Origin of the sequence: Plantactinospora veratri (genome assembly GCF_036421995.1) — a bacterium.
Classification (GTDB): Bacteria; Actinomycetota; Actinomycetes; order Mycobacteriales; family Micromonosporaceae; genus Plantactinospora; species Plantactinospora veratri.
Window position 1 is genome coordinate 38,211 of sequence record NZ_JAZGQL010000004.1, and the last position, 22,202, is coordinate 60,412.

The following is a 22,202-nucleotide window of genomic DNA, read 5'->3' on the forward strand; positions in this document are numbered from 1 at the left end:
CTATACAACTAATAGAACAGATGGCATCGGGGCCGGGAGACGGTCGACGAGAAACGCGGGGTGGAAGCTGATGGCGAACATGAGGATCTCCGGCGACGCGCTGGCCTTCGAGTTCGAGGGCCTGGAACGACTCTGGATCGGCCGGCGGAACCTGACCGTGCCACTGCGGTCCGTACGGCAGGTCGGCTACGTCGAGCGGCCGCTGCGGCTCGCCTCCGGCGCCCGCCGGGGCCTGGTGGTCACCGGCATCGCGAAGATCGGGGTGTGGGGCCTCTTCGGCGGCCCCCGCCAGTTGGTCTACGCCCGCCATGGCATGCCGGGCCTGCACCTGCGGCTCGACCGGAGCATGGTGGCCGGAGCCTTCGACGAGGTGGTCTTCGCCACCCCGGACGCGGCCCGACTCGCCGTCGCCGTCCAGCGAGGCATCGCCGGCACCGGGGACCGGGCGTGAGCCGGCCAGCCGTCCCGGTCGAGGTCTCCGGGCTGAGCAAGCGGTTCGGCGCCGTCACCGCAGTACAGGATCTCAGTTTCACCGTCCGGCCCGGGGCGGTCACCGGCTTCCTCGGCCCCAACGGCGCGGGCAAGACCACGACGATGCGGATGATCCTCGACCTGGTCAGGCCGAGTTCGGGTACCGCGACGATCGGCGGGCGGCGCTACCGGGACCTGAACCGGCCCTCCGGCACGGTGGGCGCCGTCTTCGACGCCTCGGCCTTCCACCCCGGGCACACGGCCCGGGACCACCTCCGGACGTACGCCGCGATGGGCGGCTACCCGGACAGCCGGGTCGAGGAACTGCTCCGGCTGCTCGGGCTGGCCGACGCGGCACACCGCCGGACGAGGACCTTCTCGACCGGCATGCGGCAACGGCTGAACCTCGCCACCGCACTGCTCGGCGACCCGCCGGTGCTGCTGCTGGACGAGCCCGGCAACGGGCTCGACCCGGAGGGAATCGCCTGGCTGCGGGACTTCCTGCGCGGGCTGGCCCGCCAGGGCCGGACCGTACTGATCTCCAGTCACGTACTGAGCGAGGTGCAGCAGATGGTGGACGACGTCGTGGTGATCCGGGCCGGCCGGCAGGTGGTGGCCGGCCGGCTCGTCGACCTCGTCGGCGCGTCGGGGAGCCTCGAACACCTCTTCCTCCGGCTCACCGCGACCACGCCGGACGTCACCGGTGCGGGTACCGGTGACCGGGCCGGGCAGATCGGGGGAATCCGATGAACCGCCTGATCCGGGCCGAGTTCCGGCGGCTGCTGGCCAGCCGGCTCTGGCTGGTGGCGCTCGCGATCGCCGTACTCTGCGGCGCCGGGCTGATCGGTCTGCTGACCCTGCTCGGGCCGGAGAACTTCGACCCGCCGATGCCGGGACTCGACACCGAAACGGGAGTACGCGCCGTCCTCGGCATGGTCGGCTACACCATGTTCGTCCCGGCGGTGCTGGGGGCACTCGCGGTCAGCGCGGAGTACCGGCACCGGACCGTCGACTTCACCTTCCTCTTCGCACCCCGGCGCTGGCAGGTGCTGGTGTCGAAGCTGGTCGCGTACGGCGTCGCCGGGCTGGCGTACGGCCTGGTGCTCACCGGCTCCGGTGCGGCGGTCTTCTTCGCCGGGGCGGCGGCCCGGGGCGTCACCCCGGGGCTGGGCACCGGGTCGATCCTGGAGCTGTTCGCCCGACTGGCCGTCTCGATGGCGGTCTACACCCTGTTGGGCGTCGGGATCGGTGCGCTGGTCGGCAACCAGGTGGCGGCCCTCGGCGTGGTGGTCGGCTACTTCTACCTGCTCGAACCCCTGCTCGCGATCATCCCCGGCGTGAGCCGGCTCTATCCGTACCTGCCGGCCGGGGCGACCGCCTCGCTCACCGGGTTCAGCTACGTCGTCGACGCGGCCGCCGAGGGGCTCGGTACCACACCGGTCCAGCTCGTCCCACCGCTCGGCGGCGGGCTGCTGCTGCTGGGCTACGCGGCGGTGGCGGCGGTGCTCGCGGTCGCCGTACCCATGCGGCGGGACGTCACCTGAGCGGTGCCGGAGGCCGTCGCGCGGGCTCGGCGGCCAGCGCGGGTCGGCGGGCTCAGCGAGGGTCGGCGGGCTCAGCCGTCGAAGCGGGCGATGAGGTCGCCGATCCGTGCCGTCGGCTGGGCGTCGCAGAGCTGGTCGACGGCCGTCATCACCAGCGGACTGTCCACCCCGGAGATGCCCTTGGCGAGCCCGATCTGCCGGATCGCCGCGACCCGCTCCTCCGGCGGGGCCTGCTGGTATTCCTCGCAGCTGGAGTCGGCGGTCAGCCCGCCGGCCTCGCTGAGCCCGCCGAGCACCGCGCGGACCACCAGGCCGCCCACCGCCAGCAGCAGCACGACCGCGCCGAGCGCGACCCAGGGACCGTAGCGGCGCGGCCGTCGACCGCCGCCCGATCCGGGTACGGCCCCGACCGGCTCCCGGGGCACCGCCGAGCTGGTCGTCCGCTCCGCCGCGACCGGTGTGCCGGTCGCCGCCGGCAGGGCCCCGACGGCGGCGGCCAGCTCGGCCGCGTACCCGGGATCCTCGGTCACGGCGGTGCGCAACAGGCGCTTGACCAGCGAGTTGTTTCGGGGTTCCCGGACCAGGTCGGCCAGCGCCTCGGCCTCGTCGAGGGCGCGCAGGCGCTCCGCCACCAGCTCGTAGAGCCGCCCGGCCGGCCCGGCGTCACCGGCCGAGGCGGCCTCCGGCAGGTGCGGGGCGAGGCGGTCGAGCACCACAGCGGCGAGCTTGCCGGCCTCCGACGGAGTCATCCCGGCAGGTTAGCGCCCGGCCGTGCCCGGCGCCGGGTCGGGCACCGCGTCGAGCCGGACGAATCCGGCCGGCACATCGTCGAACGGTTCTCGCACTTCGCCTTCACGAAAACCGCACAGACGCCTCCTAGTCTCACGCAACGTGATCAAACTCGGCGGAGCAGGTGGCCTGACACCACTCGCGGAGGCGGTGGTCGACCTCGACGCGATCGCGCACAACACCCGTACCCTGGCCGGCCGGACCGGCGCGGAGCTGCTCGCCGTGGTCAAGGCGGACGGGTTCGGGCACGGCGCGCTGCCGGTGGCCCGGACCGTGCTGGCGGCCGGCGCGCGGTGGCTGGGCGTGACCTCCCGGGCCGAGGCGCTGACCCTGCGGGCCGGCCGCGTCGACGCGCCGGTGCTCTGCTGGCTGCACGCCGAGGACGAGGACTTCGCCCCGGTCGTCGCGGCCCGGATCGACCTGTCGGTCCCCTCCGTGGCGCACCTGCGGGGGATCGCCGCCGGTGCGGCCCGGGCCGGGGTACGGGCCGAGGTACACCTCAAGGTCGACACCGGGCTCTCCCGCAACGGTGCGACCGAGGGCGAATGGCCCGAGCTGGTACGCCTGGCGCGCGGCTTCGAGGCCATCGGGCGGATCCGGGTACGCGGGGTCTGGTCCCACCTGTCCGACGGGGAGTCGCGGGTCGACGACCGGGACACGGCGCAGCTTCGGCGGTTCGGCCGGGCACTGGCGCTGGCCCGGGCCGCCGGGCTCGCGCCCGACCTGGTGCACCTGGCCAACTCGGCCGCCCTGGTCGGCCGGCCGGAGACGCACTTCGACCTGGTCCGGGCCGGCATCGCCGTCTACGGCGTGGAGCCGCTGCCGGGACTGCCCGCCGGACTGCGCCCGGCACTGACCCTGCGCTCCCGGGTCATCCTCACCAAGCGGGTCGCGGCGGGCACCGGCATCTCCTACGGGCACGACCACGTCACGGCCGTGCCGACCACCCTGGCGCTGGTGCCGGTCGGCTACGCGGACGGGATCCCCCGGACCGCCGCCGGGGCGGCCGAGGTCTGGATCCAGGGCCGCCGGTGCCGGGTCGCCGGCCGGGTGACCATGGACCAGATCGTCGTCGACGTCGGTGACCTGCCGGTGCGTACCGGCGACGAGGTGCTGCTCCTCGGTCCCGGTGACCGGGGCGAGCCGACGGTCGTCGACTGGGCCGGCTGGGCCGGTACCAACCCCCACGAGATCTTCACCGGCATCGGGTCCCGGGTCGGCCGGCGCTACCTGCCGGTACGGGCCGGGCTGGGCAGCGGACGGGAGCGGGTCAGTGTCTGAGTCACCGATCAGGGTCGCGGTGCTCTCCGGCGGGCGCAGCGGCGAGCACCGGGTCTCCCGGCGGTCGGCGGCGAGCGTTCTGGCGAACCTGGACCGGGCGCGCTACCGGCCGGAACCGGTTCTGATCACGCGTACCGGGCAGTGGGTCTTCGGCACCGGGACGCCGGTCACCGTCTTCGAGGCGGTCGAGCGGCTGCGTACGGCCGACGTGATCTTTCCGACCCTGCACGGCCCGTACGGCGAGGACGGCACCCTCCAGGCGGTGCTGGAACTGACCGGCGTGCCGTACGTCGGCAACGGCGTGCTGGCCAGCGCCGCCGCGATGGACAAGGAGTTCACCAAGAAGCTGCTCGCCGCCGAGGGGATCCCGGTCGCCGACGCGGTGGTGTCCCGGCCGACCGGTCCGGAGGGTGTGCCGCCGCGGGCGGAGCTGCGCCGGCTCGGCCTGCCGGTCTTCGTCAAGCCCGCCCGGGCCGGCTCCAGCCTCGGGGTGACCCGGGTGACCGACTGGACCGAACTGCCGGCCGCGCTGGAGTGGGCCCGGTCGAGCGACCCGAAGGTGCTCGTCGAGACGGCGGTGCCCGGCCGCGAGATCGACCTGGCGGTGCTCGAACGTCCCGACGGCCGGCTGGAGGTCGGTCCGCCGCTGGAGATCCGGGTCACCGGGGACCGGTCCTTCTTCGACTACGACGCCAAGTACGACGATCCGGGCACGGTCTTCGAGGTCCCGGCCCGGCTGGACGGTGCGGTGGCGGCCGAACTCTCCGACCTCGCGGTGCGGGCGTTCCGGGCGCTCGGCTGCGCCGGACTGGCCCGGATCGACTTCTTCCTCCGCGACGGTGTGACCCCGGTGCTGAACGAGGTCAACACCTTCCCCGGCTTCACTCCGGTGTCGCAGTACCCGCGGATCTGGCAGGTCGCCGGGATGGACTATCCGGAGCTGCTCGACGTACTGGTCGACAACGCGCTCGCGCGCCGGAGGTGCCCCCGCCGGCGCGCGCGCGCCCCAGCGCGGAGTACGACCCTGCGCGGCGCGAGCGGACGCGTCCGTAGCCGTACGGGCTCATCATGTCCACGTCGGCCAGCTTGACGCTCTCGCCGGCCCGGGGCGCGTGGATCACCTTGCCGCTGCCCACGAAGAGCGCCACGTGGCCGAGTCCACTGTAGAAAACGAGATCACCGGGTTTCAGCTCGCCACGGCCGATGTGTGCCACCTTGTCCCACTGCATCGCGGCGTTGTGCGGCAGCGACTTGCCGGCGGCCCGCCAGGCGGCCAGGGTCAGACCGGAGCAGTCGTAGCCGTTCGGCCCCTCGGCCGCCCAGACGTACGGCTTGCCGATCGCGCCGTAGGCGTACCGGACCGCGACGCCGGCCTTGCCGGAGACGGCCGGGACGCTGCCGGTGTACCTGCTGCCGGAGGAGGTCGCCGACCCGTACGCCTCGCGGCGCATCTCGTAGAGCTTGGCCAGCTCGCCCTCGATCCGCTTCTTGCCGGCGGCCAACTGCTTCGCCTGGGCGGTCTGCCGGGCCAACGTGGCGTCGAGCCGGGCCTTCTCGTCGGTGTACTGCCGCTGCGTCGCCTCGAACCCGGCGATCTGCCGGTCCCGGTCCCGGGCCAACTGCTCCAGTGCACCGAGCCTGTTCACCAGGGTGTTGCCGTCGCCCCGGTTCAGCAGCGCGCTCGCCGTGCTCAAGCCACCGAGCTTGTACGCCCGGCTCGCGAGCTCGGCCACCTCGGCCCGGCTCTGGTCCGCCTGCTGTTGCAGCGGTCCGATCCGGGCGCTGAGCGTCGCCGCCGCGGCCTTGCTCTCCTTGATTTCCTCGTTGAGCTTGTTGTAGGACTCGACGACCTTCTCCAGTTCGGCTGAGGCCTTGTTGATCCGCTGCGTGAGTTCGCCGACCGAGGGCTCGGCCCGGGCCGCCGACATCGGGGCGAGTAGTGCCGCCGAGAGGCCGGCCGCGACGAGGGTACGCAGCAGGATCCGCACCGAAGACAACGTGTGCAGAACCCTTCTTCCTTGCGCCACCGCGATCGGAGCGGATGGCGGCCTTGCGTCACCGCGGCTGCTGCCTGCGGCGACACCGGGCCGGCGCCACCCGGGGGGATGACTGACGACCGGGCCGGCCGGTTCAACGTAGCCCGGGGTCGGCATTACCGACAGTGGTGGGCGGGTGAGATGCGGCAGTGGCGAGCGATAACCCGAATGTCGTGATCACTGACCGTGCCACACCCCGTCCGACGCGTGATGTCCGGCGGCGGCGGGGCTCTTCTCCGGCCGCTCTCCGGCTCTTCGCCCGATAGGTCGGTCTTGGCGGATGGCGGCCCGGGCTGAGTATGGGCAAACCGCCACGGAACCGGGCACAGGGCGGCGGGAAGCCCGGCTGCCGCCTGGAAATCTGCCAGGTGGCTGTCTGCGTCCCTTCCACTTGCTGGTGTGCCCTTCGCACAATGAATGCGGGAGTCGACAGGCTTTCCCGGGGGTCCGGCGTAGCAGTACACGGCGTAGTCGCCAGCAGGGGGCGAGGTCGCGTGCGATGAATCAGCCGTAGTCCGGGGCAGCCGACGTGCGCCCAGCCCGCCCGCAAGACGATCGGCACCCGGCTGCCACCAGATGCCGATCTCTACGAACCATCCACGCAGCCCGCCTCAGGAGCCGTTGGAGGCAAGAATGGAGCCTACTCGCCCCCAGGTCCACCTGCCAGACGCGTCATTCGAGGTATCTGGACTGGCCCGCCCCCGCCCCGTCGACCTCTACCGGGAACCCGGCGTACGGATCACCAACGAGGCGTTCATCGTCGCCGGCCGCAAGTTCACGATCTCCGAACTCACCCACCTACAGACCGCCCGAGGGCCGCACGACCGACTGACGCTGCGCGCGGTGCTGGTCACCGCCGCGGTACTGGTCGGCATCGGCGTCGCGCTGGGCTACACCGGTGACCTCTACCGGCTCCCCGCCACCACGTACGCCGGGCTCGGGCTCGCCGCCTTCGTACCGGTCGGCCTCGCCCTGGTGGGCCACCGGTGGCGGCCGCCGGCCTACGAGCTGTGGGGAAAGTACCGGGGCGAGACGGTGCTGCTGTTCAGCTCCGACCACGAGCGGCAGTTCGGTCAGGTGACCCGGGCACTGATCCGTGCCCGGGAAGCCGCCCGGCTGGGTGGGCTGGCGTTTCCGCCGGCCTCGGACACCCCGTACGAGCCGATGCCCTAGCCGGGTACCTCCGGAGGCGCGGTCCGCCGGACCCTCGACGGGTCCGGCGGCGGCGCCGCTGGTCGGTGCTGGTCAGTCGGCGAAGTCGGCGGCGATCTCGGAGATCCGGCGCAGGGACTCGGCCGGGCTCAGTGCCGCCTCGCGGAGCCCGGTGAAGGTCCGCAGGTGCGCGGTCACCGCGTCGGGATCGTCGAGTACGTCCTCCAGCCCGGTGCTCTCCAGATAGACCACGTCCGCGTCCTCCCCGCCGGGGAAGCGCAGGATCACGAACTGGCCGAGCGGGGTGTAGACGGTGGAGGTGAACGGCAGCACCTGGACGGTGATCCGGCCGGATTCGGCGAGACCGACCAGATGCAGGAGCTGTTCCCGGATCACCGCCGGACCGCCGGTCTGCCGGTGCAGTGCCGCCTCGTCGAAGACCACGACGATGTTCGGCGGATCTGCGCGGCCGAGCATTTCCTGCTGGCGGCGCAGCCGCAATGCGACGGAGGTCTGTGCCTCGTCGGGATCGTCCAGTTTGGGAATTGCCGTCTTGAGGACCGCCTGCGCGTACGCCTGGGTTTGAAGCAGTCCCGGCATGCCGACGGACTGGTAGAAATAGAGTTCGGAGGACTCCGCCTCCAGGCCGATGTACGAATAATAGGCGGGTGGCAGCGCGTCACGATATTGCGACCACCAGGTGCGTTGTCGGGAAACCCGGGCCAGTTGCACCAGTTCGGCGACCTGTTCGGGATCGCGCACCTGATAGTAATTGAGCAACGCCTTGACGTCGTTGGTGGATATCGAGACGTATCCCGCCTCTATCCGGATCAGCTTGGACAGCGACCAGTCCATGGCGAGCGCCGCCTGCTCCTGGGTGAACCCGGCGGCTTCCCTGGCGCGCCGGATCGCCGAGCGGAGCTTGCGGCGCCCCACGGTCGGGCCGTACGCCGTAGTCATCGGGAACGCTCCCTTCAAACGGCGCACCGGCGGCCGAGCAAGGGTCGATCCGGCTCATTCTGATCCCGGCAACCTGCCACCTGGCTACCGGCTACCTGCCAGATTGCCAGACTTTTGTGCAGGCTACACGGGCCCGCCCCGTTCCACCAGCGTCCCTGCTTGCCGCGACCACGCCATCACCGTTTGTGTCCATTATCGACACTGACATCATAATCGCGGATATTCCGGGCTGTGCGGAATGGGGGACGGCGGGTAGCCTCTGTCCGTTGTCGCGGCATCTGCCGCAACAGTATTAGTTGCCGGGGAGGGCGCATGTCACAGACTGGTTCCGCCGAGCTCGTCTGGCGGAAGAGCACTCGATGCGAATCGCAGCATTGTGTCGAGGTGGCTCAGGTCGCCGGCGGTGCCGCCGTCCGCGACTCGGTCGATCCGGAGTCGTCGCTGCTGTTCGGCGCGGCGGCCTGGCGGGCATTCGTCGACGGGCTCCGCAACGCGTGAAAACCGACCCGGCGGCGTGATTCATTCACGTTCCGGTCTGACCGGCGCCGCCGACCACGCGGTTTGACCTCGCCTATCGCGAGACATTCAAATGAATAGACGGCCCGACGGACGAGCGGGGCGGCTCGCGATCGGCGGCCGCCCCTGGGCGGCGGTTCAGCCGGCAACCGGCTCCGGCTCGCGTACCTGCCGGGTGACCGCCCGCTCGGCGAAGAACGAGACGAACGGGATCGTCCCGGCGAGCATGACCAGCACCATCCGGCCCAGCGGCCAGCGCGCCCGGCGACCCAGGTCGAAGGTGGCCACCAGATACACCATGTAGAGGAACCCGTGTGCCGGGCCGACCGTCTCGACGACCACCGGATCGTTACCGAGATACTTGAGCGGCATGCCCACCACGACGAGCGCGATCAACACGACGCCGACGACGTAAGCGACCACACGGTAGCGGGTCAGGGCTGCGCCCACGGTTCATCCTTCCTGCTGCCGGCCCAGGCCGGGATAGTCGGCGGGCCGGGCGCCGGGATTGGCGTTCAGCCACGCGAGGTAGTGGTTGTATTCGGTCAGCGCCGGGTCCTCCGGGCCCGCTGCCGCCAGCCGTGGTCGGGCCGTACGCACCGGTCGGCGTGTCCCCGGGGTGCTCGGCCGGGCCGGCGGAGCCGCCGACTCGGCTTCCGGCGGCCGGCCACCGCGCAGCGTGTAGCGGGCCTCCCGCACCCAGAGGAAGACGACGAACCCGGCGAAGATCGGCCACTCGAAGGCGTACGCCCAACTCAGGGTGTTGCCGGCCAGCGCCCGGCTGATCTGCCACCAGCCGAGGGCCAGGAAGCCGACGACCACCGCGACGGTGAACACGTGACGCAGGATCCACGCCGGTGTGCACAGCCGTTTCATGCCCCCGAGCGTACCGGGCGGGTCGGTGCCGTCTCCGACACGGCGTCGTAGTGTCGCCCCGCCGGCCGGGGTTTGGCGGTACCCGGTTTGGGCAACCGTCTAGTCGTCCACCCAAACGAGTTATCGGGGGCGACGATGTCCGAATCAGTACGCCACGAGGAGTTCTCCCCGGCCGACATCGGGGCGCCGATCGACGCCAGCCCGGAACAGCGGGTCGGCCAGTGGGACGGCGACCCGGTCCGGCGCGGCGGCACCGCCAGCGACTTCGTGAGCGCCGAGGAGGAGACCCTCGGCGTCGACCCGGTCGAGCTGAGCGACGAGGACCTGTTCCGCGAGATGCACAGCCTGCACCGGACCAGGCTCGACACGCTCCGGCACGCGGCCGACACCGCGCTCGGCAACCACCTGCGGCGTACCGCCGAGCTGGAGACCGAGTACCTGACCCGGCACCCGGGCCGGGAGGTCGACCCGAGCCGCCTGCGGGACGGCGGGTGGTGACGGGCCGCGCCGAGCGGGGCATGTCCGCCCCGCCGGAGGTGGTGTTCAGTACCGCCACCGACCCGGACCGGGTCTCGGCCTGGCTGCCCGCGCCGCTGCGTGGCGACGGCGTGCCGGGGCCGGAACTCTCCACCGCCGACCTGCGGGCCCGGTGGCGCAGTGCCGGCTCCCCGGACTGGTCGGCCCGGTTGCAGGTCTCACCGGTCGACGCCGGGGGAGCGACGGTACGACTCGAACTGGAGGGCGAGCCCTCCGAGCAGCGGTTGCACGAGATCGCCGACGAGTCGCTGGCCGGCCTCGCCCGGGAGGTCGACGACAACCTCACCCCCGGGTGAGCGCACCCACGCGGGGGTTGACGGACGGGCCGTGCCCCGGAGCGGACGGCGGGCGGCAGCAGAGCACCAGGCGGAACGCGGAACGAGGCGGGATGAACGTACGAGACAGGGTGGCGCGACTGCGGCAGGCGTACGCGCCCGACGAGCACCGGCCGCTCGGCGGCTACCTGGCGACGATGGGCACCTACGCCGGGGTGGCGCTGGCGCTGGGCATCGCGGCGAAGACGACCGGGCGGCGGGTCCCGGAGCGCCCGAGCGTCTCCGACGTCGTGCTGCTCTCGGTGGCCACCCACAAGCTCAGCCGGCTGCTCTCCAAGGACGCCGTGACCAGCCCGCTGCGGGCGCCGTTCACCCGCTACGACCGGCCGATCGGCAGCGGCGAGGTGATGGAGCAGGTACGCGACGAGGGGAGTTCGGCCCGGCACGCCGTCGGCGAACTGCTCAGCTGCCCGTTCTGCCTGGCCGTCTGGATCTCCACCGGGCTGACCGGCGGCCTGGTGCTCGCCCCCCGGCTGACCCGGCTGGTGGCGACCGCCTTCACCGCGGTGGCCGCCTCCGACTTCCTCCAGATGGGCTACGCCGTCGCACAGCGGGCCGCCTCCCGGTAGGAAGCGGCGGGCTGCCCAAGAAGTGCGCCGGGCCGCCTCCCCGACAGGGGAGGCGGCCCGGTTTGGTCGGGGCGGGATCGGGTCCCGGGCGGAAGACTCAGCGCTGCATGCCGGACCAGCCCCGGGGCGACTCCGGCTCCCTTTCGGTGTCGCTGTCGGTGATGATCTCCTCGTCCACCGCCGTCTTGTCGTGCTCGGCGGTGAAGTCCGGATCGCCCTGCGGATCCGTCTCTCCGGGCGGCTGGCCGAGCGGAGCCAGACGAGCCTGCTGCGGCCGGTCGTCTTCGGTCATCGGTTCTCTCTCCTCGCCCTCCGGGGTCAGCCGGCCGTACCGCCGAGCAGGTCGGCGACCTCGTCGACCGCGTACTCACCCTCGGGGAGCGCGGTGATCCTGGTCAGCAGCTCGGCGGAGACCTCCGCGGCGACCGCCCGTCGCTGGATCTCCGCCTGGGTGAGCCGCTCCTGACCCGAATAGAGGTCGTCGAGCAGGGCGTCGAGTTCCGGACTGGTCGACTGGTCCGGGGCCGGTTGGTCGGTCACGGAGATCAGCTACCCGGTGCCGGATCGGCCAAACCCGTACCGATGCTGGCCCGCCGTCCGGTTTCGGCAGCCGGTGACGTGCGTCACGGCGAAGATCGGAACACCGGGCCCGGATCCGAGGTTGACTAGGACTGTCGGTGTGTCCAGTGTCCCCGGGCCTCACCCTATTGCCTTCGCGGAATACCGTCCGGCTGGAGCCGCGTCGTGCCACTCGCCGAGAGGCGACCTGCACACCGACACCGCGCCGCCCATGGCGAGAGCCATGGGCGGCGTACTCATCTCCGCGCGAGCGGGCCGGCGTCAGCCGCGTCGTCCCGGTCGGTCGGCGACCGTACCCCCGGTGCCACCCTCGGTCGAGGGCCGCCCGCCGCCGGGACCGTTCGACGAGGCTTGGCCGTTGCTGACCCGCAGCATCACCACGCCGCCGGAGACGGTCCGGCCGTCCGGGTCGGTGCCGGCGACCGCCCCGGCCGGGCAGTTCGAGGCGACCCGGCTCGGGTCGACCTCGACCTTGAACCCGGCGTCGCGCAGCACGGCGCTGGCGTCGTCGACCGAACGGCAGGTGACCGAGGGCACCGACCGCTGGTCCCCGTAGACCAGCTTCTCGCCCGGCTTGGGAAAGTCCTTCTTCGGCTTCCCCTTCATCGCGTCGGCCAGCGTCTCGTAGACGGCCGGGTTGACGATGTCGTGGTCCATGTCGGTGGTGGTCTCCGGCCAGTCCGGATTGGCCATGATGCCGGCGACCGAGAGCGTGGTGGTCATGGTCACCAGCGACGCGGTCCGCTCGCTGTCCGTGGTACCGGTCTTCCCGGCGATCGGGTGGCCCACCACCCGGTGCGCGTCGGCCTCGGTCGCGCCGCGGCACCTGCCGTAGGCGGACTGGTCGCCGACCGGGCACCGGGCCGCGTCGATCGCCGCCCGGGCCACCTCGGGGTCCACCGCCTTTTGGCAGTGCGGCGTGGCGATGTCGAGCACCTTGCCGGTGTGGTCCTTGACCTCCTGCACCGGGATCGGCGCGCAGTGCTTCCCGTCGGCGGCCAGCGTGGCGTACGAGTTGGCCAGGTCCAGCGGGGTGGTCGCCGAGACACCGAGGGTGAACGAACCCCAACCGTCGGCCTGGACCGGGTCCTTGGCGATCGCCGCCTCGCCCGGCTGCCGGAAGCGGATGCCGAGCCGCTGCGCCACGTCGACGACCTTCGCCGCCCCGACCCGTTCCTCCAGGGGTACGAAGTAGGTGTTGACGGAGCGGCCGAACGCGCTCCACATGTCGTGCACCCCGGCCATGCTCGCGTTGTCGTTACCCGGGCACCACCGCTCGGTGCCGGTGCAGGCGGAGTCGGTGCCGCGCTCCGCCGAGTACTTCGACGGATAGCGCTGCGGGGCGTTGTAGGTGTGGCTGAGCGGGTAGCCCTGCTCCAGCGCGGCGACCATGGTGAACATCTTGAACGTCGATCCGGCCTGGTAGCCGTTCGTGCCACCGCCACCGGTGAGCAGCGGGTTCGTGGTACGCGGATAGGTCGCCCGCATCCCCGCGTCCGCCTGCTTCGGGTTGCTGGAGACGGGGTTCTTCGGCTTCGTCGGGTCGTCCAGCCCGAACGTCCGGTTGGTGGCCAGCGCGCGTACCCGGCCGGTGCCCGGCTCGACGGCCGCCACCATCAGGGCGTCCTTCCGGCCGGTGGGCAGGTACTGCTGCACGTTCTTGTACGCCGCCTTCTGCACCGCCGGGTCCAGCGTGGTGACGATCCGGTACCCGCCGCCCTTGAGCCGCCGCTCCCGGTCGTAGGTGGTGCTGCCGAACGCCTCCTGATCCATCCACCAGCGGTAGAAGAAGTCGCAGAAGAAGCCCCAGTCGTTGTGTACCGAGCTGGTGCAGCCGTTCGCCGGCCGCTGCCCCTTGACCTTCAGCGGGGTGGCGAGCGCTGCCGCCTTCTCCTGCTCGGTGATCGCGCCGGTCTCCCGCATCTGTTCGATCACCCAGTTGCGGCGGTCCACCGTGCGGCCGTAGCCCGGCCCCTTGCTGTCCAGCGCGTCGTAGTAGCTCGGCGACTTGACCAGGCCGGCGATCATCGCGGCCTCCGGCACGGTCAGGTTCTTCGGCTCCTTGCCGAAGTAGAACCGGCTCGCCGCGGCCACCCCGTACGTCCCGTGGCCGAACGGCGCCATGTTGAGGTAGCGCTCCAGGATCTGGTCCTTGGTCAGCTTGTTCTCCAGCGCCACCGCCAGGCGCATCTCGCGCAGCTTCCGGGCGTTGGTGTCCTCGCTGGCCGCCACCACGTCGTTCGGGTCGGTCGCACCGTAGGTGATCGACATCCGGACGAGCTGCATGGTCAGCGTCGAGGCGCCCTGCCGGGAGTTGCCGGTGAAGTTCGAGACCAGGGCCCGCATGAAGCCCTTCACGTCGATCCCGTTGTGCCGGTAGAACGAGTGGTCCTCGGCGGCGACCATCGCGTTCCGCATCGCCGGGGAGATCTGGGGCAGCGGGGCGTCCTGGCGGTTCTCGTCGTAGAACGTCGCCATCAGCGTCTTGTTGTCGGCGGCGAAGACCTGGGTCGCCTCCGGCACCTGCGGCACGGTCAGCTCGGTGGGCAGCTCCTGGAACGAGTCGGCGCCGGCCTTCGCCGCCAGCCCGGACATGGCCACGGCCGGGAACGCCGCCCCGGCGACCACCACCCCGGCGAGTAGGGCACAGGTGAAGAGCGTGGCGGCCTTGATCAGGCTACGTCGGCGAAATTTCGGCATGTTCGCGTGTACCTCTGGGTGCTGGCGGGCAGGTCGCGGGCGGGGCGGCCGGCGCGAGCACAACCGTACGCGCGCCTTTCGCCCTATTGATCCAGACGCCGCACCGAACCGCACGGTTGCGTGCCGATGGATCTCCCAACTGACTGCTACGTCACACCCGCGAGCCCGGCGGCGGCCCGACCGGCCGCCGCCGACCCGGACAGATCAGTTCACGGCGGTACCTGTCGGTGCCGCCACCCGCCGGGCCCGGACCGCCGCCGCCAGGTCCGCCAGCACCTCCTCGGTCTCCGGCCAGCCGAGGCAGGCGTCGGTGATCGACTGCCCGTACTCCAGCGGCCGGGTCGGGTCCAGGTCCTGCCGGCCGGGTACCAGGAACGACTCCAGCATCAGCCCGACGATGCCGCGCTGGCCGTCGGCCATCTGCCGGGCCACGTCGGCGGCGACCACCGGCTGCCGACGGTGGTCCTTGCCACTGTTGTCGTGGCTCGCGTCGATCACCAGTCGCTCGGGGAGCCCGGCCGCCCGGAGCAGGGCCAGCGACTCGGCCACCGACTCGGCGTCGTAGTTGGGCTCGCCCCGGCCGCCGCGCAGCACCAGGTGGCAGTCCGCGTTACCCCGGGTGTGCATGATCGCCGGAGCCCCGGAGACGTCGATGCCGGGGAAGACGTGCGGCACCCCGGCGGCCCGGATCGCGTCGACCGCCGTGCCGACGCTGCCGTCCGGGCGGTTCTTCATCCCGATCGGCATGGAGAGGCCGGAGGAGAGCTGCCGGTGCACCTGGCTCTCGACGGTGCGGGCGCCGATGGCACCCCAGGCGACCGTGTCGGCGATGTACTGCGGGGTGATCGGGTCCAGGAACTCGCAGCCGACCGGCAGCCCCAGCCGGAGTACGTCCAGCAGCAGCGCACGGGCGGCCCGCAGCCCGGCGTTCACGTCGCCGGAACCGTCCAGCCCCGGGTCGTTGATCAGGCCCTTCCAGCCGACGGTGGAGCGGGGCTTCTCGAAGTAGACCCGCATCACCACCAGCAGGTCCTCGGCGTGCTCGGCCGCCGCCACCCGCAGCCGTCGGGCGTAGTCCAGGGCCGCCGCCGGATCGTGCACCGAGCAAGGACCGACCACGACCAACAGCCGGTCGTCCTCCCGGTCGAGCACCTGGGCGACCGATCGTCGGCCGTCCAGCACCGCGTCGGCCAACGCCTGGTCCAGGGGCAGTTCGTGGTGCAGCAGCGCCGGGGTGGTCAGCGGCACGATCCGGTCGATGCGCTGGTCGCTGACCCGACCCATTCCGGTGGTGGTCATCGTCGAGGCTCCCTCTCTGCCGACCGCCACCCCGGGGCCGGCGCCCGGGAGCCGAGCCGGCTGATCACATGGAAAAAGCAGGGACGATGTCCCTGCTTCAGCCGGCTCTGCTGGATCTTGGTGACGTCAGGTCATGGCTGAGTCACCGGCTCCGGAGCCGGCTGACTAAACCATCGATACGAACGCGTCACGCAGGGAACCATACCCGATGCCGGGCCCGACCGGACCCCGCCGCCCATTTGCTGGTACGCCCGCAGCGGCGCCCCGGCCGGTCGGCTCGGGTCGGCGGCTCGGGCTGGTTGGCTTGGGTCGGCGGCTTGGGTCGGCCCCCGGGCGGGCTGGTCGGCTCGGGGCAGCCGCCCGGGTCAGCGGCCCGGGTTGCGGGCGGCGATCGTGGCGTTCAGCGCGGTGGCGAAGCCGGTCCAGGCCAGGTAGGGCAGGAGTGCCGCCCCGGCCACCCGGTCCGCCCGCCAGGCCCGGTGCAGCAGGACGGCGTTGGCCGCGTTCAGCAGGACCAACTCGGCGAGGGCGAGCCGGGGCCGGCGGGCCCGGAAGAAGAGCGCGTTCCAGCCGGCGTTCAGGGCAAGATCGATCGCGTACGCCCGCCGGAAACTGCTGCGCTCTGCGACGCTGGTGCTGGCGTCGAGGGCGCGGGCGGCGGCGAACGCGATCGAGGCGTAGAGCGGGGTCCAGACGGCGGGGAAGGCCGCCGGGGGCGGCTGCCAGGCCGGCTTGTCCAGCGACCGGTACCAGGCGGAGTCGGGGTCGGTGGCGAGCGAGCCGACGGCGGCGGCCAGCGCGGTGGCCAGTCCGGTCTTGGCGAGAGTCGAACCCTTCATCCCGGTCTGGTACCCGGTCGGACGCCGGTCATCCCTTCGAGGCCGTGCCCGGTGTGCCGCGAGGCGGGCCGGGAAGTGGCCCGGGTGAGTGGGCCGGCAGGATCAGCCGGTCGGGGTCTGCTTCGCGAAGTCGACGAAGGCTCGCCAGGGGGCGGGGGTGAACGTCAAGGTGCCGCCCTCGCGGTCCTTGGTGTCCCGGACGAGTACGACGCCGGAGAGGTTGTCGGCGACCTCGACGCACTCGCCGCCCGAGCCGTTGCTCCGGCTGGACTTGCGCCACTTCGCGCCGGGCTGGTCAGTCATCGCTCATCTCCTTGCCGATCATCGCTATCAGGTCGGCCGACCGGGACGGATCGAGCGCCACTCCTTCGATCGCCCTCCATGCCTTAGCGTACGTCGCAACCTCCGCCGGCTTGTCGAGGTAGAGGGCGCCGGTCAGTAGCTCGCTGTAGACGGTGGTCGGCTCGGGAGTCCTGATCCCGAGCGAGGGGAACTCCAGGATGATGAACTGCCCGCCGGTCAGCGCGAAGCTCGGCGCGGCGGATCTCGGGACGACCCGGACGCTCGCCACCCCGGTGGTCGCCTGGTCGTGGAGGTGACGGAGTTGGCGCGCCATGCCCGGGGCCTCCCGGCGCAGCACCCCCTCGTCCACGATGACCTCCAGACGTGGCGGTTCCGGCTTCTTGCGCGTCAGAATCTTCTGGCGCTCCATCCGGACCTCGACCAGCCGGCCGACCTCGCGGGGCGGCAGGTCGGGATGCGACCGCAGTAGGTTCTCGGCGTACTCCCTGGTCTGGAGCAGGCCGGGCAGTGCGGCGGGCTGCCAGTGGCGGAGGCGGGAGGCGGCCGCCTCCAGACCGACGTACAGCTCGAACCAGGCCGGCAGGGTGTCACCGTAGGCGTGCCACCACCCCTTCGCCTTGGTCTCGGTGGCGAGCTTCTTCAGCGCCTCGGTCATCTCACCCGAGGTGCCGTAGAGCCGGCACATCGCCTCGACGTCCCGCGCCTTGACGGCGGCCTGGCCGCCCTCGATCCGGTACATGGTGGAGCGCGACCACTCGAGGTCGGTGCCGGCGGCCTCCAGGGAGAGCCCGGCCTGTTCGCGAGCCTGCCTCAGAATTCGGCCGAGTTGCCTGCGCGGTATGGACGACCCCGCGTCCGTCATCGCCGGACCTCCTGTCTCAGTTTGAAGCAATCAGTCGATCGATTCTGGGACTGTTTCCGGTGGATTGTGGAAAAGGAACGACTAGCGAGGGATGCATCAGCTTAGACCGTTGCATGGCTGTTGTGGGGGCACCGAGAGTGGCAGCAGCAGGACCGCTCGGTGACCGTCGGACGCCCGGGTGGAACTCGCATCGGGAGCCGATCTCAGCTCTCCCCACTGGGATCGGCTCCCGCCAACCACCCGAGGAGGTATGTGATGAGGAGGCTCTACCGGTTGCTGATCGACTTCCTGGTCGGCTCAGGAACGCGGCATCGGCGGGACTGGCGTCGCCTCTGGCGGTACTGCCGGTGCGGCTTCCGCTGGCGTTGCCCGGACTCGGTCGAACCGATCCCGATGCCGTACGCGCCGAAGGTGCCGCCACTCTCCCCGGCCGAGTACCGGGCGGCCGTCCGCGCCTCGGCACCCGTGGTCGGCACGGCGGACAGTCCGCCGCCGCCCGCCAGGATCGGGGCGCGGAACGCGCGTGGTCCACTTTGGAGTGGCTCGGCGGGGCGACCTCAGGCAGGTCGGGGCAATGCGCTGACATTCCGAGAGGCCGCGCGGGCACGTCGAGCCGAGAAAGCCCGATCGGCCCTGCCATGATCGGTCGCGAGGAGCGTTGGCGGCGGCACGTGCCGGTGCACCCCTCCTACCGGTGCCGGTTCTGCGGCGCCGACTGGCCATGCCCGGACGCGCGGCTGACGCTGCTGACCGGCTTCCGGGGCGATCGGGTGGGGCTGATGGTGTACCTCGGCAGCCACCTTGCCCGCGCTCTGCAAGAGCTGCCCGAGGTACATCCGCACTGCTCGCCGGCCGGTTTCTGCACTGGGTACCGCGCCGCCGCTGACAGACCGTCCCCATCACTCGGTGCACCTGCCCCGAGCTGTCGATTCCCCCGTGGTCATGGCAGCTCGGGGCAGGTTCTCGGGGTAGCGCCACGAACCCGATGCCCGCCCGGCGGTCGCGCGGTCACCATCCAGCGGGTCGCGCTACGGCAGGTTGGCGATGAGTTCCGGCGCCCGGCCCATTCTGTTGCCCGACAGAGGCTCGGCGCCGTCCTCGCCAGCATCCATGAGCACCGCCGGCCCGTCGGTCTCCCAAACGCCGCAGTCGTCCCATGCGACGGTCAGATCGGCGACGAGTTTCCGAGCCGCGTTGATCAGAGAGTCCGCGTTCTGAGCAGCATCCCAACCTACGAGAGCATGCATCTCTGGCACGTAGCAGGTGCTCGCCGGCTCGTCTCCGAGCACGAGGGCCTGTGCCTCCGCACGGCCTACCGCGACAACACCGGCGAGGCCCTCAACGGCGTAGGCTCGCTCAGCATCACTGTCGTCGTTGACGTCCACCGGATCGACGCCACGCCAGTCCCGAAGCGATGTTTCGGGAACGACGACCAACGGGCCACCGCCCGAGTCAACCCAGATGGGCATCTCCCCACCGTCAGTACTGTCCCCAGAGCGCCGTTCTGCCGTAGGAGGCGGAGGTTAGCCGTTCTGCCGGCCTTGAGCGGGGAGCAGCCATGGCAGTACGGCGCGATTCAGGCACGCCGCCGCCAGTCGGAGCCGCCACGCTCCGTCACCGGCTTTCGCCACCGGTGGTGGCGGTACGCAGCCACCGTGACGGCCACGGCGACGATCAGCGCGATGGCGCCCTTCCAAGCACGCTCGAACCACGATCGGTCGGCGCCGAACGCCGCGTCACCGACCGTCATCAGCCATAGCCCCACCCACGCCCACTGCCAGCCGCGTGGCCGGGAGAATTTGTCGGGCGGGTCGGAGAACGCGATGGAGGCGGCGATGGGGACGACTAGGACCGCGCTGGCCGTTCCGGGAGCCCTTCCGATGGCGGTCTGGTCTGTACTGGGCCGCTTCGCGTTCGCGATGATCAACTTGAGCCTGTTGATTTTTGTCGAGGACCGGACGGGTTCCTATGCCGTGGCAGGGGCTGTCTCGGCGGCCAGCCTCGTCGGTACCGCCGTGGGCGTCATCGGGCAGAGCAGGCTCATCGACCGGTACGGGCCGACCCGAGTTCTGCTCGCCTTTACCGGCCCATATGCGCTGCTCAGCGTGGGCGCCGTCGTGTTCATCTCCACGGGTCTGAATACTCTTGCGCTCGCGCTCCTGGTAGCCGTGCAGTGCGCGGTGCTGCCGACCGTACAAGTCGCGTCCCGGGCGATGTGGCGCCATCTCGTCCCGGCAGGTTCGGTCCGCGACGCCGCCTACAGCTACGAGGCGGTCAGCTTCGAGCTGTGCTGGCTGCTCGGTCCGGCCGTGGCCGCCGTGCTCGCCACCTGGCTGTGGTCGGGCTCCGCTCTGCTGGTCGCCGTCACGCTGAGCACGGTCAGCGCGGCCGGGTTCGCCTCGACGGCGGCAGTCCGGTCACACCGCCGGCACGCGACGTTCGGGACCTCTGCCGAGGACCTGGACCGGGCCGCCGACGGAACCGACGCTGATCAATTCCACCCGGCGGGTCTTGCCATCCTGCTCCTCGCCACGTGCGCGTTCGGCCTGACAGTCGGTTTCGTCGTGGTAGGCGTCACGGCCGGCACCGAGTCCAACGGCGTGCCGCAACTGGCCGGCGTCGTACTGGGACTGTGGTCGATCAGTTCCGTACTCGTCGGCATGGCGTACCAGCGATCGCCTTGGCCTCGCCCGCTCGTGGTTCGCTTGCCGGTACTCATCGCCGGGTTCGGCACGATCTTGTTGATCCCGTCACTGCTTGGTGGCGCGTTACCGCTGACGGTTGCGGTGATCCTGGCCGGGGCAACCCTCGTACCGCAGATCACCCTCCACAACACGCTGCTCGACAGGCTGGTACCCCAGCGGCGCGTGTCAGAGGCCTTCGGTTGGATCACCACCGCGATCATCGCCGCCAACGCGGCCGGGCAGGCGTTGGGCGGATTGGTGATCCAGCGATACGACTACAACGCCGGCTTCCTCACCGCTGCGACGTGCGCCGTTTCCCTAGCCGCGGCGGTGTGGGTTGGCAGACGAAAACTGATACCCAAGCCCGCAGCCGCATGACTTGAGTCAACGGTCGGCGCATTGGTCTACCCCGAATCCAGCGGCCTCCGCATACCCGGACCAGCCCTCCGAAGCGTCCGGGTGTGGCCGCCGCCGGGCGGCGCGTTCGAGCCGGTCAGCTCACCTGGGGCCCGTCGAGATAGCCGACGTCCGTGGAGCCCGACGCAACCTGGACGCGATACCCCCAGCGCCGTAGGGCCTGGGCGACCTTTGCGGCGCCGGCCGGGTTGGCGGAGTGGACGTTGGTGACGCCGACGTCGAAGGGGCGATTGTCGAACGCGGCCCGTTCCAGGACCTCCACGACCGGCCAGATCGTGTCGTCCCCGCCGAGGTCGTGGTCCAGCCACAGCTCGTCCAAGCGCCGGTCCCGGTACCGATCGAGGAGTTCCACTCCGACGGCGCTGGCACGGGCCACCTCGGCACAACGGCCATCCACGAACGAACGAAGGTCATCGACCAAGACGATCGATCGGCGGGAATCGCCCGATGATAATTCGACAGGCCCAAGGGCAGGCGGTCGAGACCGCTGCGGAGACGCGCACGAGGTGTCGGCGGCTCCCGGCGAGCGGAGCTGTCTGATGAACGCCGCCCACCGCCCATCGCGCCGCAATATCGAGATCAGGGTGCGCGGATGACCGCGATGGAGGCTCGTCGTGTCACAAGGGGGTACGTGGAGCCGAGAGCCGTCTGGTCGGTCGGCACACCATGAGTTCCGGCACTTGCAGAACGCCGCCGTCGCCCCGCCGTCGGTCAAGGGCGCGACGGCCGTGGTGGCCCGCCGCACCCCATCCTGATCAGCAGACTGATTCGCCCATGAAATTCTTGAGGACGAAGTTGGCCGGCCCGGCCTGGAAGTAGCCGACGCCAGCGCGGATCGGGTGCCCGGTGTACAACTCCACTCGGGAACCGATGCGGACGACGTACGCCTGCTCGCCGTCGCTGTTGTAGATCAGGCGGCCGCGGCCGCCGTAGATGTCCTCAAGCTGGCTCCAGCCCATGCCGACCGACGCGCCGGCGGGAGACCGGGGCGGGACGGTGGCGGTACCGACCTCCACCAGCCGGCCTGCCCGGAAGGCCAGGATGAGTGCCCCGGACCATTCGCCGGTCACGCCGGTGAGTACGACGTCACACTCCTGCGGCGGGGCGACCCAGTCGATCAGGCCAGCTTCCTGCAGGGCTTGCAGGCGCGCGCCGATCCGGTACGGGCCGGCACCGCGAACGCTCAGCACCGACCCGGCGGGACCGTCCATAACGGCGCCGGCCGACGTCGGGCCGGCCCGCTCGGTGGACGCCGGGCCCGCAGCGCGGGTCGAGGCGGACGCGGGTACCACCGCCGTGACAAGCACCCCCAGGGCCAGCACACCGACGGCGATGAAACGTGGGATCGCGGAACGGTTCATGACACTTCTCCTCCGTTGTGGCAACCTCTCACCTTGTTCGTCTGCCGCCACCCACGTTTTGTTCGCCCGAGCTGCCGACAGTTTTCGGACAC

25 protein-coding genes and 1 pseudogene are annotated in these 22,202 nt (G+C 71.2%); 11 read left to right on the forward strand and 15 right to left on the reverse strand.

Annotation, left to right across the window (positions count from 1 at the left end):
• Positions 1-70 precede the first annotated feature (70 nt).
• The 3 genes from V1634_RS05020 to V1634_RS05030 are packed head-to-tail and all read left to right on the forward strand — an operon-like array spanning position 71 to position 2,015.
• On the forward strand, positions 71-451 hold the full coding sequence (locus V1634_RS05020; RefSeq protein ID WP_331206555.1) for a hypothetical protein: 381 nt from the start codon (positions 71-73) through the stop codon (positions 449-451).
• The gene (locus V1634_RS05025; protein ID WP_331206556.1) at positions 448-1,221 is read left to right on the forward strand and encodes an ABC transporter ATP-binding protein; all 774 of its coding nucleotides are present in this window, start codon (positions 448-450) and stop codon (positions 1,219-1,221) included. Before V1634_RS05020 ends, V1634_RS05025 begins: the two co-directional genes overlap by 4 nt.
• Entirely contained in the window at positions 1,218-2,015 is a 798-nt protein-coding gene (locus V1634_RS05030) for an ABC transporter permease (RefSeq protein ID WP_331206557.1), read from the forward strand. The genes V1634_RS05025 and V1634_RS05030 overlap by 4 nt, the downstream gene beginning before the upstream one ends.
• A gap of 71 nt (positions 2,016-2,086) precedes the next feature.
• Here the strand turns inward: V1634_RS05030 and V1634_RS05035 are convergent, their stop codons facing one another.
• A complete protein-coding gene (locus V1634_RS05035) occupies positions 2,087-2,764 on the reverse strand; it encodes a hypothetical protein (protein WP_331206558.1) in 678 nt (225 codons plus the stop codon).
• Between the two features lie 142 nt (positions 2,765-2,906).
• On the opposite strand from V1634_RS05035, the gene alr reads away from it, so the two are divergent.
• Together alr and V1634_RS05045 are read left to right on the forward strand one after the other, a co-directional pair.
• Positions 2,907-4,085 carry an alanine racemase gene (gene alr, locus V1634_RS05040; protein WP_331206559.1) on the forward strand — a complete coding sequence of 393 codons (1,179 nt, stop codon included), beginning with the start codon at positions 2,907-2,909 and terminating at the stop codon, positions 4,083-4,085.
• Positions 4,078-5,175, forward strand: a complete 1,098-nt coding sequence (locus tag V1634_RS05045) for a D-alanine--D-alanine ligase family protein (protein ID WP_331206560.1) — start codon at positions 4,078-4,080, stop codon at positions 5,173-5,175. Before alr ends, V1634_RS05045 begins: the two co-directional genes overlap by 8 nt.
• On the opposite strand, the pseudogene V1634_RS05050 reads toward V1634_RS05045, so the two are convergent.
• A pseudogene (locus V1634_RS05050) lies at positions 5,123-6,082 on the reverse strand (NlpC/P60 family protein); the annotation flags it as partial. The gene V1634_RS05045 and the pseudogene V1634_RS05050 sit on opposite strands and share 53 nt — an antisense overlap.
• Before the next feature lie 672 nt (positions 6,083-6,754).
• On the opposite strand from V1634_RS05050, the gene V1634_RS05055 reads away from it, so the two are divergent.
• Positions 6,755-7,294, forward strand: a complete 540-nt coding sequence (locus V1634_RS05055) for a DUF6232 family protein (protein ID WP_331206561.1) — start codon at positions 6,755-6,757, stop codon at positions 7,292-7,294.
• Between the two features lie 72 nt (positions 7,295-7,366).
• Here the strand turns inward: V1634_RS05055 and V1634_RS05060 are convergent, their stop codons facing one another.
• Entirely contained in the window at positions 7,367-8,233 is an 867-nt protein-coding gene (locus tag V1634_RS05060) for a helix-turn-helix domain-containing protein (protein WP_331206562.1), read from the reverse strand.
• 312 nt (positions 8,234-8,545) lie between these two features.
• Between V1634_RS05060 and V1634_RS05065 the strand changes: the two genes are divergently transcribed.
• Positions 8,546-8,731: a DUF397 domain-containing protein gene (locus V1634_RS05065; protein ID WP_331206563.1), complete on the forward strand. Its 186-nt coding sequence runs from the start codon at positions 8,546-8,548 to the stop codon at positions 8,729-8,731.
• Positions 8,732-8,887: 156 nt separating this feature from the next.
• Here the strand turns inward: V1634_RS05065 and V1634_RS05070 are convergent, their stop codons facing one another.
• Complete coding sequence (locus tag V1634_RS05070; RefSeq protein ID WP_331206564.1) at positions 8,888-9,199, reverse strand: DUF3817 domain-containing protein; 312 nt, start codon at positions 9,197-9,199, stop codon at positions 8,888-8,890.
• Between the two features lie 3 nt (positions 9,200-9,202).
• Positions 9,203-9,625 carry a hypothetical protein gene (locus tag V1634_RS05075; RefSeq protein WP_331206565.1) on the reverse strand — a complete coding sequence of 141 codons (423 nt, stop codon included), beginning with the start codon at positions 9,623-9,625 and terminating at the stop codon, positions 9,203-9,205.
• A 135-nt stretch (positions 9,626-9,760) separates the two neighbouring features.
• Here V1634_RS05075 and V1634_RS05080 point away from each other — a divergent pair, with 135 nt between their 5' ends.
• From V1634_RS05080 to V1634_RS05090, 3 genes are all read left to right on the forward strand, one after another.
• The gene (locus V1634_RS05080) at positions 9,761-10,123 is read left to right on the forward strand and encodes a DUF6158 family protein (RefSeq protein WP_331206566.1); all 363 of its coding nucleotides are present in this window, start codon (positions 9,761-9,763) and stop codon (positions 10,121-10,123) included.
• 20 nt (positions 10,124-10,143) lie between these two features.
• Positions 10,144-10,458, forward strand: coding sequence for a hypothetical protein (locus V1634_RS05085; RefSeq protein ID WP_331206757.1), 315 nt, complete (start codon positions 10,144-10,146; stop codon positions 10,456-10,458).
• Between the two features lie 92 nt (positions 10,459-10,550).
• On the forward strand, positions 10,551-11,066 hold the full coding sequence (locus V1634_RS05090) for a DUF1360 domain-containing protein (RefSeq protein ID WP_331206567.1): 516 nt from the start codon (positions 10,551-10,553) through the stop codon (positions 11,064-11,066).
• 97 nt (positions 11,067-11,163) lie between these two features.
• On the opposite strand, the gene V1634_RS05095 is transcribed toward V1634_RS05090, so the two are convergent.
• From V1634_RS05095 to V1634_RS05130, 8 genes are all read right to left on the reverse strand, one after another.
• On the reverse strand, positions 11,164-11,358 hold the full coding sequence (locus V1634_RS05095; RefSeq protein ID WP_331206568.1) for a hypothetical protein: 195 nt from the start codon (positions 11,356-11,358) through the stop codon (positions 11,164-11,166).
• A 26-nt stretch (positions 11,359-11,384) separates the two neighbouring features.
• Positions 11,385-11,615, reverse strand: coding sequence for a hypothetical protein (locus V1634_RS05100; protein WP_331206758.1), 231 nt, complete (start codon positions 11,613-11,615; stop codon positions 11,385-11,387).
• A gap of 291 nt (positions 11,616-11,906) precedes the next feature.
• Positions 11,907-14,345 carry a penicillin-binding protein gene (locus V1634_RS05105; protein ID WP_331206569.1) on the reverse strand — a complete coding sequence of 813 codons (2,439 nt, stop codon included), beginning with the start codon at positions 14,343-14,345 and terminating at the stop codon, positions 11,907-11,909.
• Positions 14,346-14,549: 204 nt separating this feature from the next.
• Positions 14,550-15,644 (reverse strand): 3-deoxy-7-phosphoheptulonate synthase, encoded by a 1,095-nt coding sequence (locus V1634_RS05110; RefSeq protein WP_331206570.1) that lies wholly within the window; start codon positions 15,642-15,644, stop codon positions 14,550-14,552.
• Positions 15,645-16,009: 365 nt separating this feature from the next.
• Positions 16,010-16,483, reverse strand: coding sequence for a TspO/MBR family protein (locus V1634_RS05115; protein WP_331206571.1), 474 nt, complete (start codon positions 16,481-16,483; stop codon positions 16,010-16,012).
• Positions 16,484-16,585: 102 nt separating this feature from the next.
• Positions 16,586-16,786: a DUF397 domain-containing protein gene (locus tag V1634_RS05120; RefSeq protein WP_331206572.1), complete on the reverse strand. Its 201-nt coding sequence runs from the start codon at positions 16,784-16,786 to the stop codon at positions 16,586-16,588.
• Positions 16,779-17,648, reverse strand: coding sequence for a helix-turn-helix domain-containing protein (locus V1634_RS05125; RefSeq protein WP_331206573.1), 870 nt, complete (start codon positions 17,646-17,648; stop codon positions 16,779-16,781). The genes V1634_RS05120 and V1634_RS05125 overlap by 8 nt, the downstream gene beginning before the upstream one ends.
• 1,028 nt (positions 17,649-18,676) lie before the next feature.
• Positions 18,677-19,117, reverse strand: coding sequence for an Imm21 family immunity protein (locus tag V1634_RS05130; protein WP_331206574.1), 441 nt, complete (start codon positions 19,115-19,117; stop codon positions 18,677-18,679).
• Between the two features lie 186 nt (positions 19,118-19,303).
• Here V1634_RS05130 and V1634_RS05135 point away from each other — a divergent pair, with 186 nt between their 5' ends.
• Positions 19,304-20,710 carry an MFS transporter gene (locus V1634_RS05135; RefSeq protein WP_331206575.1) on the forward strand — a complete coding sequence of 469 codons (1,407 nt, stop codon included), beginning with the start codon at positions 19,304-19,306 and terminating at the stop codon, positions 20,708-20,710.
• A 115-nt stretch (positions 20,711-20,825) separates the two neighbouring features.
• Here V1634_RS05135 and V1634_RS05140 read toward each other — a convergent pair whose 3' ends face one another.
• Positions 20,826-21,176 (reverse strand): cyclic-phosphate processing receiver domain-containing protein, encoded by a 351-nt coding sequence (locus V1634_RS05140; RefSeq protein ID WP_331206759.1) that lies wholly within the window; start codon positions 21,174-21,176, stop codon positions 20,826-20,828.
• A 328-nt stretch (positions 21,177-21,504) separates the two neighbouring features.
• Complete coding sequence (locus tag V1634_RS05145; RefSeq protein WP_331206576.1) at positions 21,505-22,161, reverse strand: hypothetical protein; 657 nt, start codon at positions 22,159-22,161, stop codon at positions 21,505-21,507.
• Positions 22,162-22,202 lie beyond the last annotated feature (41 nt).

Excerpts from the sequence above, each read along its gene's own strand:
- V1634_RS05055 (WP_331206561.1), top strand. The coding sequence starts at position 6,755 with ATGGAGCCTACTCGCCCCCAGGTCCACCTGCCAGACGCGTCATTCGAG.
- V1634_RS05105 (WP_331206569.1), bottom strand. The coding sequence starts at position 14,345 with ATGCCGAAATTTCGCCGACGTAGCCTGATCAAGGCCGCCACGCTCTTC.
- V1634_RS05130 (WP_331206574.1), bottom strand. The coding sequence starts at position 19,117 with ATGCCCATCTGGGTTGACTCGGGCGGTGGCCCGTTGGTCGTCGTTCCC.
- V1634_RS05065 (WP_331206563.1), top strand. The coding sequence starts at position 8,546 with ATGTCACAGACTGGTTCCGCCGAGCTCGTCTGGCGGAAGAGCACTCGA.
- V1634_RS05075 (WP_331206565.1), bottom strand. The coding sequence starts at position 9,625 with ATGAAACGGCTGTGCACACCGGCGTGGATCCTGCGTCACGTGTTCACC.
- V1634_RS05115 (WP_331206571.1), bottom strand. The coding sequence starts at position 16,483 with ATGAAGGGTTCGACTCTCGCCAAGACCGGACTGGCCACCGCGCTGGCC.
- V1634_RS05030 (WP_331206557.1), top strand. The coding sequence starts at position 1,218 with ATGAACCGCCTGATCCGGGCCGAGTTCCGGCGGCTGCTGGCCAGCCGG.
- V1634_RS05125 (WP_331206573.1), bottom strand. The coding sequence starts at position 17,648 with ATGACGGACGCGGGGTCGTCCATACCGCGCAGGCAACTCGGCCGAATT.
- V1634_RS05095 (WP_331206568.1), bottom strand. The coding sequence starts at position 11,358 with ATGACCGAAGACGACCGGCCGCAGCAGGCTCGTCTGGCTCCGCTCGGC.
- V1634_RS05080 (WP_331206566.1), top strand. The coding sequence starts at position 9,761 with ATGTCCGAATCAGTACGCCACGAGGAGTTCTCCCCGGCCGACATCGGG.
- V1634_RS05020 (WP_331206555.1), top strand. The coding sequence starts at position 71 with ATGGCGAACATGAGGATCTCCGGCGACGCGCTGGCCTTCGAGTTCGAG.
- V1634_RS05110 (WP_331206570.1), bottom strand. The coding sequence starts at position 15,644 with ATGACCACCACCGGAATGGGTCGGGTCAGCGACCAGCGCATCGACCGG.
- V1634_RS05090 (WP_331206567.1), top strand. The coding sequence starts at position 10,551 with ATGAACGTACGAGACAGGGTGGCGCGACTGCGGCAGGCGTACGCGCCC.
- V1634_RS05120 (WP_331206572.1), bottom strand. The coding sequence starts at position 16,786 with ATGACTGACCAGCCCGGCGCGAAGTGGCGCAAGTCCAGCCGGAGCAAC.
- V1634_RS05035 (WP_331206558.1), bottom strand. The coding sequence starts at position 2,764 with ATGACTCCGTCGGAGGCCGGCAAGCTCGCCGCTGTGGTGCTCGACCGC.
- V1634_RS05060 (WP_331206562.1), bottom strand. The coding sequence starts at position 8,233 with ATGACTACGGCGTACGGCCCGACCGTGGGGCGCCGCAAGCTCCGCTCG.
- V1634_RS05085 (WP_331206757.1), top strand. The coding sequence starts at position 10,144 with ATGTCCGCCCCGCCGGAGGTGGTGTTCAGTACCGCCACCGACCCGGAC.